The organism is Pseudoalteromonas sp. DY56-GL79, assembly GCF_041414765.1.
Lineage (GTDB): Bacteria > Pseudomonadota > Gammaproteobacteria > Enterobacterales > Alteromonadaceae > Pseudoalteromonas > Pseudoalteromonas piscicida.
The window spans coordinates 115488-131271 of the sequence record NZ_JANHZS010000013.1; the positions used below are offsets into that span (position 1 = coordinate 115488).

Consider the following 15784-nt stretch of genomic DNA (forward strand, 5'->3'; position numbering starts at 1 on the left):
CCTTTATTTAAACAAAGTAAAAGCGACACTTAAAACTCAAATTCCAATGCGAGTCTAAAGCTATGATCTTTGCCAGATTGGCTGATCTCCGAAATAAAACCCGCTTCCCATTTCAGCTGTTTTTGACCTTCAAATCGATGCAGTCCGATAAACCCTGGGCCAACACCAAAAAAGTCTTCTCCGACATAGACTTCAATTGCTGGCTGAAAAGCACTATACAAGCGGTAGCGCAGTTGTGCTCTAAACTCAGATTCCCATTCATCCTCAATGTCCTTACCCCACTCCCTCACCAAAAATGCATTCATGGTAAGGCTCGTGCGGCCAAATTCCTTCTCAAATAAAAACCCTGCGGTAGCTTCATAGGCATCGAATTTATGGCGTTTTTCAAGCTCGAACAATATGCCTATATCCGCCCAGTAGCGCCCTTGCTCTACAAATTGCCAACGCGACTCTAACTCGTAAGCCGCCAAGTCAAAGTTGCCCTCATCGTCGCGCTCACCTATCGCGTAACCTTCGATAGTCATTGTTTCAGTGAGACTCCAACCAAGCCCTAAACGCTGTGCCAGCACGTTCCCTTGCTCGGTTTGCCGAGATAGTAGTCGCCACTCCAACTCACGCTCAAGCGGCATTACATAAGGATGATAAACTTTGTCCACCACCATACCATCCGCTTTTGCACTAAATGCCACCACCCCAAAAAAACTCACCAGCAGCGCGAGTAAAACATTATTTCGCATGCGCTGTTCTCCAATATGTACATCCCAAGAACGTAATCAACGCGCCTCCAAACCCTGCAAGCGTTGCAGCATTTGGTGTTGCCTCATACCCCACTAATACTCTTAGCACTCGACCAACAACACTGTGTTCGTCCACAATTTGTCGCAAGTCTATTTCAAGTCTGGCGGCACTAATTAAGTCCACTTGAAGCGCCAAGTCCAATGCAATCGACACCTTACTCGCACCGTGTAAAGCCAATAACAGCAGCAACAACCAAGGTAAGTGCTTACTCTTCAACCAATCAAGGAAAAAGAAGAGTAGAATAGAAAAGCTCAAACAGATCCCCACACCAAGCGAGGTGCCAATAGCGAGGGTTTGACCATCCGCTGGCTTCGAATAAGAGAACGCAAAGCTTGCCAAATGGTGCAAGTACAATACCACTGCTAGTCCAAAGGCCAAGGCAGCAAGGGCCGTATGTCCGGTGCGTTTTGTTGCAATTATTAAGCAAAATAAACTGAGTAACAGACCTATTTGCAATAACTCGAACCCGCGATAATCAAAACTCGAGGCTATTTCTCCACCCAAAAACCATATGCCAAAACAGCCGACTAGCCCCGCACTCAGCGCGATGAGTGTCGTTTTAAGTGGTAAAGCAGCATTGGTACATTGTGCTAATAGTACCCAAAGTACAGTTACTGGTAATAATTGGTTCACGCTCACCACCACTGCATTAAGAAGCATTGCTTGGCTCCTTCACGATAACGATACCTTGTGCTGTATTTGGTGAAAACTCACCAAAAAAGCTATATTCACCGGGTGCTAGCGGGCCGATATAAATCACACTTTTACGGTTCGGAAAAAGCACTTTTTCACGATTAAGATCAAAACTGTCAAACTCTTCAACCTGAGGGTCTTGATTTTCGATGATGAGCTTTACTTTACGATTTGCAGGCACCTCAACTTGTGCTGGAGTAAATAAATGATTTTTAAGAATAATGGTATAACTTTCTTCCGCCCACAAGGCGAAACTACAGGTCGCCAAAGGCAAACCAAGCGCGAAAGACAGCGAAGAGACCTTAGTCCTTAGCATCCAGCCCCCTCGGTAAATTTACACAAACTCTAAGCCCACCTAAATGACTGCGAGCAAAAGAGATATCTGCGTGATAAATTGCAATTATATGATTGACTATCGCCATTCCTAAACCTGCCCCTTTTTCCCCTGAAGGGTGTTTATCTCCACCAACGCGATAAAATCTGTCAAAAATTCGCTCTATTTCCGCATCGGACATACCACAACCCGAATCATCAATTTGCCATACAACCCGCTGCGCATGCTGCTGAATTTTTACTTCTATGTCACCTTCAATTGGCGTGTATTTAATCGCATTACCAATTAGATTAGAAAATAATGTGGTTAATGTGAACTCACAGCCCTCTATGGTCGCTTCTGATGCTTCTAAGCTGATATTTTGTGATTTTTGTTCGATTCTCGGGTAACAGTTAGCAATCAAGTCTTGAGTTAATGCCACTAGGTCTTGCTGCGCAAATTGCTTATGCCACAGTTCCGGCTCTGTACGCGCTAACGTCAGCATTTGTTCAACCACATGGTTTAGCTGCTCAAGCCCTTTTGACATAGCAGTGGCACTGGGATGCTTAGTATCGTGCGTTAAATTATGCAGATGGATTTTTAAGCTTGCGATCGGCGTTTTTAACTCATGCGCGGCATCGGAAGCAAAATAACGCTCTTTAAGATATGCGACTTCAACTTTTTGAAAGAGGTCATTTAACGTCGCGATAACGATTGCCACTTCCGCTTTGTCGCTTTGCACTGCCAGCTGAGTAAAGTCTTTGGGGTTACGCCGTCTAAGCTCTTTAGAAAGATCTCGTAAAGGCTTTAACGCCGTATAAATAATCCATGCAATAAACACCGCAAGAAACGGCATGATCACCACCAGCGGCGTCATTGCAGATACAATCATGCCTTCAGCAAGGGCAAAACGCTTTTGTACCGGCTCTGCTACCAGTATTTGCCTTTCACCGAACGCTTCGCTGAAGGTTCTGAGTCTAGTCGCCCCCACATTTTGAGTGCTAAACCCAGCATCATAATTAAGCTTGTTCTTGTACTTAGCAAGTAGCTCACTGCCCGCAACAACTTGATTGTGCTCAAGGACTAAAAAGTAAAATGCGTTGTTACTCGCACCACTGGGCAGGGTAGTCGCAGTAACTTGAGTATTAACGAGTGTTGCGATGGACTCTAAATGGCTGTCTAATTGTGCTTGTGCCATCGCCATGCTGGAATGATAACCCCGTAGCAGCGCCATGGATGCAGTCAGCACTAAAGCTGACACTAAAATTAGGGTCAACTTTCTCGTTATTGAAGCACCTCCAAGCGAGCTTCTCGTGCCCACTAAGCCCCCTTGCCAACCACATAGCCAATGCCACGCAGCGTTTTGATAAATCCATCGGGCATTTTCTTACGGAGGTGATGAATATGTACCTCAATAGCATTAGAGCCTAAGGCTTCTCCCCAATCATAAAGCTTAGATTCTAACTGAGTTTTAGACAGCACACGGCCGCTGTTTTCCATCAAAGCCTTGAGTAACATATATTCTTTACGAGGTAATTCTTGAGCGCTACCACTTACAAGCACCTCGTGACTGGCGAGATCTAACACGACATCGTTGCAGCTCAAGGTGCTGCTCACTTGTTTGGTGAAGCGTCGACCAATCACCCGCAAACGCGCAAACAGTTCTTTTGGCTCAAACGGCTTAGCCAAATAGTCATCAGCCCCTAAATCCAGCCCTGCAATTTTATCATCAAGACTATTTCTTGCCGTTAGAATGAGCACAGCGGTTTGCGATTTGGTTTTTTTCAGCGCCTTGAGTACCGCCAAACCGTCTCCGTCAGGTAGACCTAGGTCAAGCACCACCAGCTCAAATTCACCAGATTCAACAAAACTGATTGCTTGTCTTTGCGTCGGCGCATGCTCGATGACATACCCTTCTTTTTTGAGTGATGCGATGAGCCCCTGAGCCAGTAGCTCATCGTCTTCTACGAGTAATAGCCTCATTTATTCCTTCTTTTTAGCTTTTTTTCGACTTTCGCCAGTAGCTGTGCCACTTCCTCTTGACGGTATTCATCTGCTTTTTCTCTACCTGGACGGCTTGGCGCATTCTGCGCTTTTTTCAAGTGTGCAAGTGCGGCACTATAATCACGTTCGTCATATAAAAACTGTGCATAGAAATAGTTTACATCAATTCCTGCCGGATTGATCGCTAATGATTCTTGGAACAGCTTTTTCGCCTTTTTATCGCTGCCAAACCCAATTGGCCAGCCTGGGACCTGAGCATAGAGCGTGCCCAAGCTCGTTAATGCAGAACCAGACAGTGCGTTTTTATCAAGTTCAATGGCTTTTTCGAATGAGGCTTTCGCTTCTTTGGCAAGACCAAGCGCCCCCAAGCCACCTTTCGCTCCCGCATAGCTCGACTGCACAATACCACGCCAGATGTAAGCTTCTGCACGATCTGGATATTGTTCAACAAATGCCACGCACTGCTTAACCAACTCTTCAAATGCTTTTTCTTGGGCATCGCCCTCGGTTTCATAATTTACCATTGCCCATTTAGTTTGGACTTGGCTAAGATCATCGTCAAATGCTGCCCAAGCACCTTGACTGAATACCAGTAATGTTGCTGAAGCTAACAAGGTTTTTAGTGCGTTCATCGTAATGACTCCTTAGTGGAAAAAATGGTTTGGATGGTTTTCACTTTTTTGATTAATGCGTTATCAACAAGCTCTGGTAACAAGCCATTGAGTCTCGCAAAAAATCTTTCAGGAAAACCTATGCCAGCACGTTTGGTGTTGCTATGGAGCAATTTCATAAAGGCTTGTGCGACGACCTCTGGCGAGTCCATCTGATTACCTAGTGCATGGTTTACAGCTGTCGCGCGATCGTCATTCATTTCCGTTGTGGTTGCGCGTGGCGCAAGATATTTAACCGCTACTTGGTTATCGAGTTCCCGCGTCAGTGCCTCTGTAAAACCACGCAGACCGAACTTGCTAGCGCAATAACTGCTTTGATATGGAAAGCCGATAGCACCAAACGCTGAACCTACATTAACTATGGTGCCATGGTTTGAGATCAGTTGTGGTAAACAGGCTTGACTAACTAGCATGGGCGCTAATAAATTCGTCTCCATCTGCTTTTTCAAGTCAGTAGGTAAAATTTCAGCAAACCCAGCCATGGTGTTAATGCCGGCGTTGTTGACGAGTAAGTCAACCCCACCCATAGTCGCCGCTTTTCTCGCGATTTGTGTCGCAGCATCCTCAGCGGTGATATCTAAAGCAAGATAATCGTGTTCTCCCGGTAACCCCGCTATCACCTGCTTTAATTTTTCGCTGTCTCGGCCAATTAGCAAACAACGCCAATTATGCATGGCCAATTGTTTACTAATAGCCCGGCCGATCCCCCGAGATGCCCCAGTGATAATGGCAAGTTTTGTTGCTTTCATCAGCTTACCTCCGCAAATTCAACACCTGTAGGCATCGCTTCAATGTTGCGGAATACGTCGCCATACAAACGATAAAACTGTTTAGCGCTGTGGATAATGATCGCTTGCTCTTTTTCACAGCTGATCTTGTTCATCAGCCCCGCAAAAAAGTCAATATGCTCAACATCTAACGCGCCATGAGATGTTAAATAGGAAAATGCGCTACGGGGCAGACCAAGCTTATTCGCAATTTGACGAGCAGCATCATCGGCAAGTGCGATGGACGTGCCCTCAAGCACATTAACCATGCCAAAAAAGCTCAGTGGGTGTTTACGAGCGATACTGTCGTAGGCGTAAGAAACCATCATTTCAGTTGCGAAGCTTGGCATGCTATGACGTATTACTTCTTTATCCACACCACAGGCGGCAATATCATTAAGGATCCACTCTTGGTGTCCCATTTCTTCTTCGATGTAATGCCCTATTGCTTCTCGCAACCATTCTTTACTGTCATCTAGTTTTGCGCCACACGCCATAAGGAGTGGTACTGTGTGCTTTACGTGGTGAAACGCCTGCTGTAAAAATGAAACGTATTGGCCTTTGGTGATCTGACCATGAAAAACATCATGAATAATTGGTGCGCTTAGTAGATATTGGCGCGCTTGTTCCGTTTCTGATTGTAGGGTTTGGTAAAAGTTGCTCATTGTCGTTTTCCTTTTAAACCGAAGCTACGGACTCTGCCGCTTCGTATTGATTCTGGGAGTAAAGCGCTGAAATTTGCTGCGCGAAATTAGCTAAAATCACGTCGCGTTTAGGTCTACCGTTCGCGGTAAGCATGCCGTTACCTACCGAAAAGGCTTCGTCTACGCGCACATAACGTTTTATTTTTGCGTAATCAGGGAGTTGCTGGTTGGCAAGCTCAATGGCGTTATCAATCACAGCTGCTGTTAGTTGTGTCGGGGTATAAATAAGCGCCGTTAAAAATGGCTTGCCATCACCCACCACAACGCATTGCAGTAAAGGTACATAGGCAAGCAAAACGGACTCCGGCCACTCGGGAGAAATATTGCGTCCAAAGCTATTGATCAGAAGATTTTTTAGCCGGCCTTCGATGACAAAATGCTGCTCACGCTTCGACACTCTATCGCCGGTTTTTAACCACGCATCTTGGGCTATCGCTTCGCCGCCCAAGTAACCTAAAAAGTTATTCCCTTTGATCTCTAACTCATCTGCCACAATACGTGCCTGAATATGAGGCAGTAACTTACCGACGCTACCATCTTGCTCACCAGTATTCAGTGCAACAACAGACCCCGACTCGGAAAGTCCATACCCTTGAAACACAGGTAAGCCCAGCTGTTTAGCTTGCTGTAGCAGTTCAGTGTCAACTTTCGCGCCACCGACCGCAATAAAGCGTAAACTTGCAGGGGGTTGCCACCCTTGCTGCGTGGCACTTAGCAGGCAACGCAGCAGCTCAGGCACTAAAATTAAGCTATTTGGTTGTACTTCACTTATCTTTTGCAGCAACTTTTGTGGATATAGCAACTGACTGCCCGAAAAGCCTAGCGACGCAAGCTCGGTTACCTCAACCATGCCACCACTCAACAGCGGCGCATACACACCCGCGATGTTTTCTAGCAACACAGGTAGCGGTAATAAACACAAGTGCTTAGGGCGATTAAGTGCGATGGTTTCGCATAAACTGCTCGCCACGACAAGTTGGTTTTCAACCGACAGACATACGCCTTTTGGTGCGCCTGTTGAACCTGAGGTATAAGTGATCTTTTGCGTTTCAGGAAAATAGGTTCCCGTACTTTCGCACCTAGTTTGATATACATAGATTGCTTGACCATAGACATCTAACACCGAATATTCAGCGCTATTTTCAAGCTTGGTATCGCTGATCAACCAGTTTGCTTTTGACTGCTCAAGGGTGTGTTCAACTTGCGCTGTGGTAAAGAAATGAGGTACTGGAATAGACACTTTATTCGCTTGTAATAGTGCAAAATCTACCAATAACCAAGCGATAGAGTTGTCTAGAGAGACCGCAACACCCTCACCATTCATCACAATAAAGCGCTCTGCCAAAGCTTGCGTGTAAGACTTTACCTCAGCAAAAGTGAGACGAGTTTGCCCTTGCTGTAAAATCACATCACTGTCTTGATGTGGCAGTTTTTTTAAGAAATCACACATATAAAAATGCCTCTTTTAAGCTCGCGATTTCCACTTCGAGTCCTTGTAGTAAATGTTGATACATTTCAGTGTTTGTGATCACCTGCTGGGCTTGATGTAAATCGACCGAACAAACCATCGGAGCACATTGGTAATAGCTGCCATAATCTTTGGCTGAAGCGATAGTGCCGTCTGCCAAAGAAATCTTGTTAACCTCGACTTGGCATAACTTCATCAATGCACGTACTTGTTTGGTCGCCGTAAATACCAAGTAGCGGATGTCACTCTCAAGCAGCGCTTGAGTCAGTACAATAAAGTGGCTTAACGTTGCCATTCGGCCTGTTGAAAACAAATTGCCAAGTTCTGCGATATGATTACGCTCTGAAACCGTTGAGAGGCACTGCTCTACCGGACGATTAAGATACTGCTCCACAAATAATGCGTCTTTGGCTGCAAATCTAAGACCTAAAAAGCAATCGCTTTGGCGGTAGTTTAAATGGCTTAAAAGGGGATAATACTCATGAATATCAGCGCCAAAAGCATGGGCAAAACCACTGTGGATAGCGTGCTCCAATTCAGCGCGCGCGCCGCAAGTCTTGTTTGCCCATCTAAGACGACTTTGTGAGTTTGTTGCTTGTAGTGCTTCGCCCATCGTTTTCACACCTTTCCTGTTCTGATGTAAAAACTTTAAAAAGCGAAAATTAAGAAAACCTTAAGTTTGAAAAAAGGACGAAAAAATTTTTCGTGATACGTATTCTACTTTTAAAACGCTTGCTTTCGGCTAATCACAAATACGGCAACGAGCGAAACCAAAATAAACAGTGCAGCGAGTAAAAAGGTCAGTGAAAATGCCATATTAAGTTGTGCAGAGCTTGCCAAGGCCGCACTCTTTACCTGCAACAACACACTAAATACACCACCAAGTAATGAGGCTCCAGTCATTAGCCCTAAGTTTTTACATAAATTAATGAGCCCTGACCCCATGCCCTTTTCTTTTTCGGCTACTGTCGTCATCACAAAGGTATGGTGAGCCGCTAGAAACAACTGCCTTCCGGGAGTTAACACAAATAACGCCACAACATAGCCATAAAGTCCAAATAATGAAGGTAGGATTGCAAAGCTAATTGTCCCAATGAGGATCATCAGCAAACCCAAAAACATAGCAAACGCGATACCAAAATGATCAACCACCTCGCCTGATGGATAACCTGCGACAGCAGCAATACAAGGCCCGATAGATACAATAAGACCAACCGTGACCGGGCTCAGCCCTAACGCATAAGTAAGATAAAAAGGCCCGACAACTAATGTCGACATTGCGATGGCGTCAACTATAAAGCTCACGATTAACGAGGCATTGCGTAGCTTGTGTTTAAGAAAAGCCAAACTCACAAGTGGAAATTGAGCACGCTTTTGGCTTTGTACAAAACAGTAGATAAAAGTCACTGAAAATAAGAAAAATACGCTATGCAAGACAAGACTAAACGAACTACTCGATGGCATAGCCAACACATAAAATAGGCATGACGCCGACAGCCACACGCTTCCAATAACATCAAAACGCTGCGGCTCAGGTGGATTTGCAACATCATCAGGCAGAAATCTTGCAATTAAAAAGTTAGCTGCGCCACCAAGCAATATCATCAACCAAAAAGTGAACTGCCATGATAACCACTCTAGCATTGCGCCACTTAGCAATGGCCCCAGTGCCGTGCCAATCGCAGCGGTAGTACCGAGTAGCCCCATTGCAAGTCCAACTTTACGCTTTGGCATCGCAACGCTTGCCAGCGCAAATACTTGGGATAATAACAGCGCAGCGCCAATGCCCTGGAACAGCCTAGCAGCAATCAGCATCCAAAGATTTACGCTCAGCCCTGCGACAATGGAGCCCACGCAAAAGACGCTAACCCCAATGCGCAGTGCCCTTTTTCGGCCAAGGCTATCACCAATAGCGCCAGCACCAAGAATAAACGCGGTAAGCGAAAGCAAATATGCCACAACTACCCAATTCACCAATGCCTGCCCCACGTCAAACTCCTCAGCAAGTGTTGGCAACAAGACATTGATACTACTCATGCCAAGCGTAGGCAAAATGAGTACCACAGCCAAGCTGAACAACACCCGCTTTTGTCTGGCTCCTAGAGCAGTTTGATCCTCTGCATTTACCGTATCTTCTATCATGCGTTACCACTCCTACCATTGCGCCATATCAACAAGTGGTGACTGTACTACTTCAAGTGAACTTGAGGTCAAGTGTGTAGTTAGGTTTGAAGCTTGATTGGATTAACAGCAAAGCCTTAGATAGTTTTAGCGAATCGAAAGCCAGTAACTTAACGTGCTGAGCAGCGGTGATTGGCTCTACGGCGCCGCACTTTGATTATTAGATCCCTAATACCTTGTCGCTATGTTATTTACCACATTTTGAAACTGTAATTGTTGCCCAACAACCTCTATTTTATGAATTACTTGCGCTTCAAGAACAAACACTATCCCGTGTGCTTCCTCTTTGTTGTAACTACTAAATATCGTAATTTCTTGAATAGATTTTTGTTGAACATTCTGTATTTGATAGGTGCTTGCGACCTCTTCTGAAAGTACCCGGAGCCAAGCAGGCAACTTCATTCTTGAATCGACCTCAAACAAACTCCGTACAAATTGATGTTCATGTCCAGATAAATCAACAGCAGGTACAAATCTTTGCGGGTCTAATGTTTCGTGAAGCAGTTTACTATCCTTAAACGCTAAAACTAACGTTTCAGACACATGCGAAATAGTGATAGGTGAGTCGACCTTTAACTTGACGACCTTCGATAAGATAAGCTCTTGAGCGCCAACTTGCATGCCCCAAAGCAATAGAAAAGTTGCAAATATCATCCTTATCATGCGTTGTTCCTTTCAATTTATTTTATGTGATTGCCGCAAAGCGGGTTAGCTTTCAGAGGTCTCCTTGCAAGCAACTCGCTTTTGATTACATAAACGGCAAATAGCCTAGATCACGTAAATTAACTTTACCTTAATGCTGTTACCTCACAAACTTGATTGCACCAGTCACATTTCTTATCAATCATGTTTCCCAGCTAATTTGCAATATTTTTAGCGTCATAGCATGACAATAACCATTTGTTTTTATTTATTTTAATTTGGTCAGCGTACAGATATTTTTGAGGGAGAGAGCGTAGTATAAAACAGGTACATTTATTGATGCATTGAAAAGAAAGTTTCAGTATGATGATTTATTGGCCACTTTGGAAATAATAACAATATAATAAATAAGGGATAATGATGAAATACCTTGCCATTTTTTTGCTCATGTTTGCCTCTTTTCAGAACCATGCGGTTGTCAAAAGACATGATGTTGACCCTGACTTGTATAAGGTTAACAGCATCCCGCAGTTTTATGTTGATATGCCATTCCAAGGCGGTTCAGTGTTAATCGATAAGCATTGGTTATTGGCACCAGCTCACGTCATTTATACGTTTATGTATGACTATCAAGACAAACCTATCATGGTGCATGGTGTTGAAAATCAAATTGCACAAATCATTATTCATCCGGATTACAAAAAGGTAGAAGGTGATTGGAGTGAAGGCGACCCGGCACCACTTATGGAGCAGCTAAATAACGCCAAAGACATTGCTTTAATTCGCTTAAGCAAGCCAGTAACACACATTCAACCCATCGCTATATATGAGGGAAATGAAGAGTTAGGCATGGAAATAACTGGGTTTGGTCGCGGCGCTATCGGAACGGGGATAACGGGTGAAGAGCATGACTCTGAGGGACCAAGCCTAACGACCTATGCATGGTATCAAGTCACCAAATTTTTCTCAGATTGGGCTTTCACTCAAGACGACTATCAAATGCATGTTTACAACAACGTGATCACAGAAGCAAAAGCCCACTGGCTCAAATTTACCTTCGAACAAGGAGCCGATGCGTTGCCGTTAGAGGGCACCTTAGGCTCTGGAGATAGCGGCGGCGCAGCAATCATTTATCAAGGCTCTACGCCGGTATTGGTTGGATTAGCTGCATGGAGAGAAATTGAGGGCGATTTGGAAAATTATACTTTAGGAAAATACGGTTCAACCGCCGTATTAACGCGTGTATCTTATTACCAAGATTGGATAAATAAGCATATCAATAAAGGTCAGTAGCAAGTATAGCGCGTCTAAAGAGCAGACCATAAAACGGTTGCTAAATTTACCAGTGTCCATAGCTGATACGGAGACTTTATGGATTACGAAAAATTTTTACCTAGTGAAAATTTGTCCTCATTTATCAATTGCTTTTGGACACTGGAAATTACTGCAGATAAAAATGCCGCAAAGCAACGTATTGTCCCCGACGGCTGCATTGAGCTGGCCTTTATATTGGGCGACGATATTAAGCGCTATACATCAGAACATGAATACATATTGCAACCGCGCGCAATGGTACTTGGTCAAACCGTTTCACCTTTTTATATTCAACCAACCGGATACGTTCACACCTTTGCAGCCAGCTTTTTTCCTTATGCCTTTTCCCACTTTATTTCGAAACCGATAAAGAGCTTAAAAAATCAAGAAACATCGATTTACGAACTGTTTAAATCCGATGAGGCCGCAAAGCTTGAAAGTGATATCATCCAAGCGCGAAACACAAGCCAAAGGATTGAGATTTTAGAGGCCTTTCTCCTTCACAAGCTCAGCGACCCGCAGACAATTGAGCACATTGTAAAAACAACGGTAGACATTATCTTTGCACAAAATGGCGATATATCGGTTAATGCAATCACCAAATCAAATCCCAACAAAAGGCGCCAACTAGAGCGGAAGTTTTTAGACCTTGTCGGTATTAGTCCAAAACATTTAAGTAAACTTGTACGCTTGCAAAGCGCTTTAACACTCCTCATAAATCGTGAAGGCAACTTCACCAACATCGCGTACAAAAGCAACTATTATGATCAGTCTCACTTTATTAAGGACTTTAAAGCACTCACAGGGGTAAACCCGCGAGCGTTTCTCGATGACGAAGGTATGACGCTTTCACGACTTTTCTATAAATAGTCCTGTCGCTTTTTTACAATTAATTGTTGTCTCCCCGCACTATCTTAAAGTCGAACTCGTTGAGCCTTAAACGAGCCCAGTAAACCCAACCTAGTCACCAATAACTAGCCGAAACACAATAAAATAAGGACGATAACGTGCACAGCTTCGCATCAATTTTTGAAATTCCAGCAACCGACTTAACCCGCGCCGTATAGTTCTACAGCAGCATTTTTGCGGTCTCCATTGAAACCATAGATATGTCTGAAATGACAATGGCACTCTTCCCGTACGAAGGGCAATCTACCGTAGGTGTGATTGTTCAAGGCGAAGGTTACACTCCTTCCAGCACTGGCGTCACTCTGTATTTAAACGCGGGTGAAGACTTACAGCAAGTGCTATCAAAAGTAGAAGAAAGCGGTGGGAAAATACTGACCCCCAAAACTCCACATGCAGACGAAAGCGGTTTTTTCGCGTTATTTATAGATACAGAAGGTAATCGCTTAGGTCTGCACTCACCAAAGTGAATTCGGTGATATTTTCGCTGTGCACAACCAGACTGCTACGACCGAAAGCGAATAAATTAAGTATCGTCGGCACCGAATGACAGCGGAACTACGAAAGAGTGGCTATATTTGCTTTACGGTGTTTGGTCGAAGCAACCGACAACAAGCATAACCTTGACTCAACTAATTGACTCGGTGTATTCAAGTGCCAATAAGAGTACCGTCAGGATTGGATATTCGAAAGGACGCAAACAAGAACCCACTATAGGAACACGGGATTTTTGGAGGATTTAAAGGTGAATTGGAAACCTTTTAGTGCATTTTTACAAAACGTTTTTATACCTCTTATTACGGTCACAATAGCTGCGATGGTAGCTATTTTAAATTTTTCGGTCTCAAATTTAGATCGAGAGTTAAAGGAGCAGGTTGCTGCCGTAGATATTGCAATTAAAGAGGCGCGCGATGAGCGTGAGAGGATAAATGCCGAACGAGAATTTAATTTCAAAATTTATGATCTCGTTCAGCTATCTTTAGAAGAAAAAAACGAGCGAAAGCAGGAAGTAGCGAAGCAGTTTGTTTTAGTTATGGTGGATGGTGAATTAAGAAGCCGCTTGTTAGGCGTTTTAGAAGCAGGCGGGACACCAATGATCAAGCAAGAAACTGCAAAAATAATTGCAAAAGAGAAAGAATTTCAAATAGAAGAAGATAGTAATTTAAGAACAGACAGAAGCGTTAAACCTTCTTTTGATTGGGAAGATTGGGATTATGATATCTTTTGGTGTACGACATCTGGAGCTAGCGCTAAAGAACAAGCAGAGTTTATAAAGCAACAACTTGAGATGGAAGGAGCAAAAGGCAGAGTCAGAGTTAGAGAGCTATTTTCGTCCGTAAATGCTCGATCGGGATACAAAATCTCAGGTTATGCAATTAGACGTAGTGAAAATGAAATAGTCCAAGCTAATGCTTTAGAAACACTGGCCGAAAATGTTCTATTAGAAAAAGGTTATCCTGCAGTGTTCAAGCAGCAACTAACTAGCCAAAAAACAAGGTGGTACATTAGTGCTTTTGTATGCCCATGACATGAAAGCGTAGAAACCACTCACCTAAATTTAAAGCCAAAGTGGCATTAGCCAATGAGAAAGAGGATAAAACGATCGCTCAGTTGAATGATCACAGTAACGTCCAACACTATTTGCGCTTATGCTGGATAAAATAACTTTATAGTTTGTGAGCCCTTTAACTGGACATTGTATAAAGCACCAAGCAATATACTGCTCTTGATTTTTTGAGCACTACCTTACGTAACCGTCTATTCATCAAACGCAACAAAGCCTATAAACGCAAAAATTTGAGAATATTAGCAATTCAAAAATAAGAAGCATCATGGAAATAATTAGAAGCAAAACATTCACAGCACAGCGCGCTTGGGGCGCAAAAGACATCGCTAATATGAATGGTATTACAACCCGCCTGCATTGGACTGATCAGCCTTATAAGTGGCATGTTAATGACGGTGAAGAAGTCTTTGTTGTGTTAGATGGTGCGGTTGACATGTTTTACAAAGAGAATGGCGTTGAGCAATCAGCCCTATTGCAAACTGGTGATATTTTTTATGCGTCAATTGGCACTGAGCATGTTGCTCATCCTCGTGGCGAGGCGAGAATTTTGGTCATAGAATCAGAAGGTAGCGTATAAGGTTTGGGTCGGTGTTAAACACCGATATCCGTTAAACTGGACAAGTCTAAACTTGAACTGTCAGAAGCGGAGATTCATTTAGGGTGCTCATAAAGTCGACCTAGCAGCAAGAGAGCTCAGTGACGCTCGGCATAGCCGCTTCGTCACATTTGAGCCATTAGTTAACTACGCTCTTCTATTTGATCAACATCAGCAAAACAACAATTGCGAATTAGTGGGAAAAATTATTTTGCTTTATCCATTGTATCGCAATATCTAGAGGCTCTGCTTTATTAGTATTGTGGCCTAGCGATGGAAATAATACATATTCAAAAGGCTTGCCTTTAGCTTTCATCCTATTCAGTTGCTCGATACACATTTTGACTGGGACCTGTATGTCCTGCTCTCCGAAGAGCCAGAGCCCAGGTATCGATAAAGAATTCAAAGAAATTTTCGGGTCCGTTGCTTTAAAATCATATCTGTCAGGATCATTTAACGTATGTTCACGCGATTCTTCATCAGTATGAGTTTCCCAAAAGTCTTCTCTACCATTGGTGTAAAACTGAAACCTAAGTTGTTCCAGAGTTGTGATTGTAGGGCTACTGAAGAGAACCATAAACTCTACTGATTGATTATTGAGTGCGGCAATTGGAATAATCCAGCCAGCCTGACTCGCGCCAATAAGTCCAATCGATAACTCTTTGTCATAACCATGAACCACATCTACCGCAGCACTTGCATCTTTCGCAAGCAAAGTTAAATTATCAACACTTATATTATTGGTTCCCACCTGAGGCCCTACGTAAACGCCACCAGATTCACCAACCCCACGCTTGTCGTACGTCAAAACTAGTAAGTCTCTCTTAGCCAGTGACTGTGCTAACTTAGTCATTCGTGGGACAGGATCAGAGCCGTGCACTAATACTACTGCAGCTCGCGCATCTTTAGGTATATACATGCTCCCTGATAATTTTACACCTTCGCTTTCAAAAACGACCTCTTCTACAATAGTAACGTCATTTGGTTGGCGTTTTTCTTCGTTGAGAGTGTGACTTTGGTCTCTATTGTTTGTAGTACAACCTGACGCAAAAATTAGTAAAAACAAAAAATATCCGAGGTTTCTCATTTTTTAATCCATTATGAAATTAAAGAAACCTTGAGACAGCAAGGTTTGCGCCAACATAAAAACCAATGATTTCA

Annotated in this window: 18 protein-coding genes; 5 read left to right on the plus strand and 13 right to left on the minus strand. The window is 43.6% G+C overall.

The features are described from left to right. Window positions 1–29 precede the first annotated feature (29 nt). From NO992_RS11190 to NO992_RS11245, 12 genes are all read right to left on the minus strand, one after another. Window positions 30–737 carry a hypothetical protein gene (locus tag NO992_RS11190; protein ID WP_371377090.1) on the minus strand — a complete coding sequence of 236 codons (708 nt, stop codon included), beginning with the start codon at window positions 735–737 and terminating at the stop codon, window positions 30–32. Then, the gene (locus tag NO992_RS11195; RefSeq protein WP_010370233.1) at window positions 727–1458 is read right to left on the minus strand and encodes a hypothetical protein; all 732 of its coding nucleotides are present in this window, start codon (window positions 1456–1458) and stop codon (window positions 727–729) included. The genes NO992_RS11190 and NO992_RS11195 overlap by 11 nt, the downstream gene beginning before the upstream one ends. Continuing rightward, window positions 1448–1807 carry a cupredoxin domain-containing protein gene (locus NO992_RS11200; protein ID WP_253106203.1) on the minus strand — a complete coding sequence of 120 codons (360 nt, stop codon included), beginning with the start codon at window positions 1805–1807 and terminating at the stop codon, window positions 1448–1450. The genes NO992_RS11195 and NO992_RS11200 overlap by 11 nt, the downstream gene beginning before the upstream one ends. Beyond that, window positions 1794–3125, minus strand: a complete 1332-nt coding sequence (locus tag NO992_RS11205) for an ATP-binding protein (protein ID WP_010370236.1) — start codon at window positions 3123–3125, stop codon at window positions 1794–1796. The genes NO992_RS11200 and NO992_RS11205 overlap by 14 nt, the downstream gene beginning before the upstream one ends. Further along, window positions 3125–3787, minus strand: a complete 663-nt coding sequence (locus NO992_RS11210) for a response regulator (RefSeq protein WP_371377094.1) — start codon at window positions 3785–3787, stop codon at window positions 3125–3127. Before NO992_RS11210 ends, NO992_RS11205 begins: the two co-directional genes overlap by 1 nt. Beyond that, on the minus strand, window positions 3784–4440 hold the full coding sequence (locus tag NO992_RS11215; protein ID WP_371377097.1) for a tetratricopeptide repeat protein: 657 nt from the start codon (window positions 4438–4440) through the stop codon (window positions 3784–3786). The genes NO992_RS11210 and NO992_RS11215 overlap by 4 nt, the downstream gene beginning before the upstream one ends. Then, entirely contained in the window at window positions 4437–5228 is a 792-nt protein-coding gene (locus tag NO992_RS11220) for an SDR family oxidoreductase (protein ID WP_371377100.1), read from the minus strand. The genes NO992_RS11215 and NO992_RS11220 overlap by 4 nt, the downstream gene beginning before the upstream one ends. Continuing rightward, window positions 5228–5911, minus strand: a complete 684-nt coding sequence (locus NO992_RS11225) for a TenA family transcriptional regulator (protein WP_371377103.1) — start codon at window positions 5909–5911, stop codon at window positions 5228–5230. The genes NO992_RS11220 and NO992_RS11225 overlap by 1 nt, the downstream gene beginning before the upstream one ends. A 13-nt stretch (window positions 5912–5924) precedes the next feature. After that, window positions 5925–7400 (minus strand): AMP-binding protein, encoded by a 1476-nt coding sequence (locus NO992_RS11230; protein WP_371377107.1) that lies wholly within the window; start codon window positions 7398–7400, stop codon window positions 5925–5927. After that, window positions 7393–8031, minus strand: a complete 639-nt coding sequence (locus NO992_RS11235; protein WP_371377111.1) for a thermostable hemolysin — start codon at window positions 8029–8031, stop codon at window positions 7393–7395. Before NO992_RS11235 ends, NO992_RS11230 begins: the two co-directional genes overlap by 8 nt. Before the next feature lie 110 nt (window positions 8032–8141). Continuing rightward, on the minus strand, window positions 8142–9560 hold the full coding sequence (locus tag NO992_RS11240; RefSeq protein ID WP_371377114.1) for an MFS transporter: 1419 nt from the start codon (window positions 9558–9560) through the stop codon (window positions 8142–8144). A 207-nt stretch (window positions 9561–9767) separates the two neighbouring features. After that, the gene (locus tag NO992_RS11245; protein ID WP_371377117.1) at window positions 9768–10262 is read right to left on the minus strand and encodes a hypothetical protein; all 495 of its coding nucleotides are present in this window, start codon (window positions 10260–10262) and stop codon (window positions 9768–9770) included. 396 nt (window positions 10263–10658) lie between these two features. On the opposite strand from NO992_RS11245, the gene NO992_RS11250 reads away from it, so the two are divergent. The 5 genes from NO992_RS11250 (at window position 10659) to NO992_RS11270 (ending at window position 14605) form a co-directional block, all read left to right on the plus strand. Beyond that, entirely contained in the window at window positions 10659–11534 is an 876-nt protein-coding gene (locus NO992_RS11250) for a trypsin-like serine protease (RefSeq protein ID WP_371377120.1), read from the plus strand. Window positions 11535–11612: 78 nt separating this feature from the next. Beyond that, on the plus strand, window positions 11613–12425 hold the full coding sequence (locus NO992_RS11255; protein ID WP_371377123.1) for a DUF6597 domain-containing transcriptional factor: 813 nt from the start codon (window positions 11613–11615) through the stop codon (window positions 12423–12425). Window positions 12426–12664: 239 nt separating this feature from the next. Beyond that, entirely contained in the window at window positions 12665–12931 is a 267-nt protein-coding gene (locus tag NO992_RS11260; protein WP_371377126.1) for a VOC family protein, read from the plus strand. Between the two features lie 275 nt (window positions 12932–13206). Then, complete coding sequence (locus NO992_RS11265; protein WP_211856712.1) at window positions 13207–13989, plus strand: hypothetical protein; 783 nt, start codon at window positions 13207–13209, stop codon at window positions 13987–13989. Between the two features lie 304 nt (window positions 13990–14293). Continuing rightward, window positions 14294–14605: a cupin gene (locus NO992_RS11270; protein WP_010603857.1), complete on the plus strand. Its 312-nt coding sequence runs from the start codon at window positions 14294–14296 to the stop codon at window positions 14603–14605. Window positions 14606–14816: 211 nt separating this feature from the next. Here NO992_RS11270 and NO992_RS11275 read toward each other — a convergent pair whose 3' ends face one another. Continuing rightward, window positions 14817–15710 carry an alpha/beta hydrolase family protein gene (locus tag NO992_RS11275; protein ID WP_371377131.1) on the minus strand — a complete coding sequence of 298 codons (894 nt, stop codon included), beginning with the start codon at window positions 15708–15710 and terminating at the stop codon, window positions 14817–14819. Window positions 15711–15784 lie beyond the last annotated feature (74 nt).

Excerpts from the sequence above, each read along its gene's own strand:
- NO992_RS11195 (WP_010370233.1), bottom strand. The coding sequence starts at position 1,458 with ATGCTTCTTAATGCAGTGGTGGTGAGCGTGAACCAATTATTACCAGTA.
- NO992_RS11225 (WP_371377103.1), bottom strand. The coding sequence starts at position 5,911 with ATGAGCAACTTTTACCAAACCCTACAATCAGAAACGGAACAAGCGCGC.
- NO992_RS11190 (WP_371377090.1), bottom strand. The coding sequence starts at position 737 with ATGCGAAATAATGTTTTACTCGCGCTGCTGGTGAGTTTTTTTGGGGTG.
- NO992_RS11220 (WP_371377100.1), bottom strand. The coding sequence starts at position 5,228 with ATGAAAGCAACAAAACTTGCCATTATCACTGGGGCATCTCGGGGGATC.
- NO992_RS11230 (WP_371377107.1), bottom strand. The coding sequence starts at position 7,400 with ATGTGTGATTTCTTAAAAAAACTGCCACATCAAGACAGTGATGTGATT.
- NO992_RS11210 (WP_371377094.1), bottom strand. The coding sequence starts at position 3,787 with ATGAGGCTATTACTCGTAGAAGACGATGAGCTACTGGCTCAGGGGCTC.
- NO992_RS11215 (WP_371377097.1), bottom strand. The coding sequence starts at position 4,440 with ATGAACGCACTAAAAACCTTGTTAGCTTCAGCAACATTACTGGTATTC.
- NO992_RS11235 (WP_371377111.1), bottom strand. The coding sequence starts at position 8,031 with ATGGGCGAAGCACTACAAGCAACAAACTCACAAAGTCGTCTTAGATGG.
- NO992_RS11275 (WP_371377131.1), bottom strand. The coding sequence starts at position 15,710 with ATGAGAAACCTCGGATATTTTTTGTTTTTACTAATTTTTGCGTCAGGT.
- NO992_RS11260 (WP_371377126.1), top strand. The coding sequence starts at position 12,665 with ATGTCTGAAATGACAATGGCACTCTTCCCGTACGAAGGGCAATCTACC.
- NO992_RS11270 (WP_010603857.1), top strand. The coding sequence starts at position 14,294 with ATGGAAATAATTAGAAGCAAAACATTCACAGCACAGCGCGCTTGGGGC.
- NO992_RS11240 (WP_371377114.1), bottom strand. The coding sequence starts at position 9,560 with ATGATAGAAGATACGGTAAATGCAGAGGATCAAACTGCTCTAGGAGCC.
- NO992_RS11200 (WP_253106203.1), bottom strand. The coding sequence starts at position 1,807 with ATGCTAAGGACTAAGGTCTCTTCGCTGTCTTTCGCGCTTGGTTTGCCT.
- NO992_RS11255 (WP_371377123.1), top strand. The coding sequence starts at position 11,613 with ATGGATTACGAAAAATTTTTACCTAGTGAAAATTTGTCCTCATTTATC.
- NO992_RS11250 (WP_371377120.1), top strand. The coding sequence starts at position 10,659 with ATGATGAAATACCTTGCCATTTTTTTGCTCATGTTTGCCTCTTTTCAG.
- NO992_RS11245 (WP_371377117.1), bottom strand. The coding sequence starts at position 10,262 with ATGATAAGGATGATATTTGCAACTTTTCTATTGCTTTGGGGCATGCAA.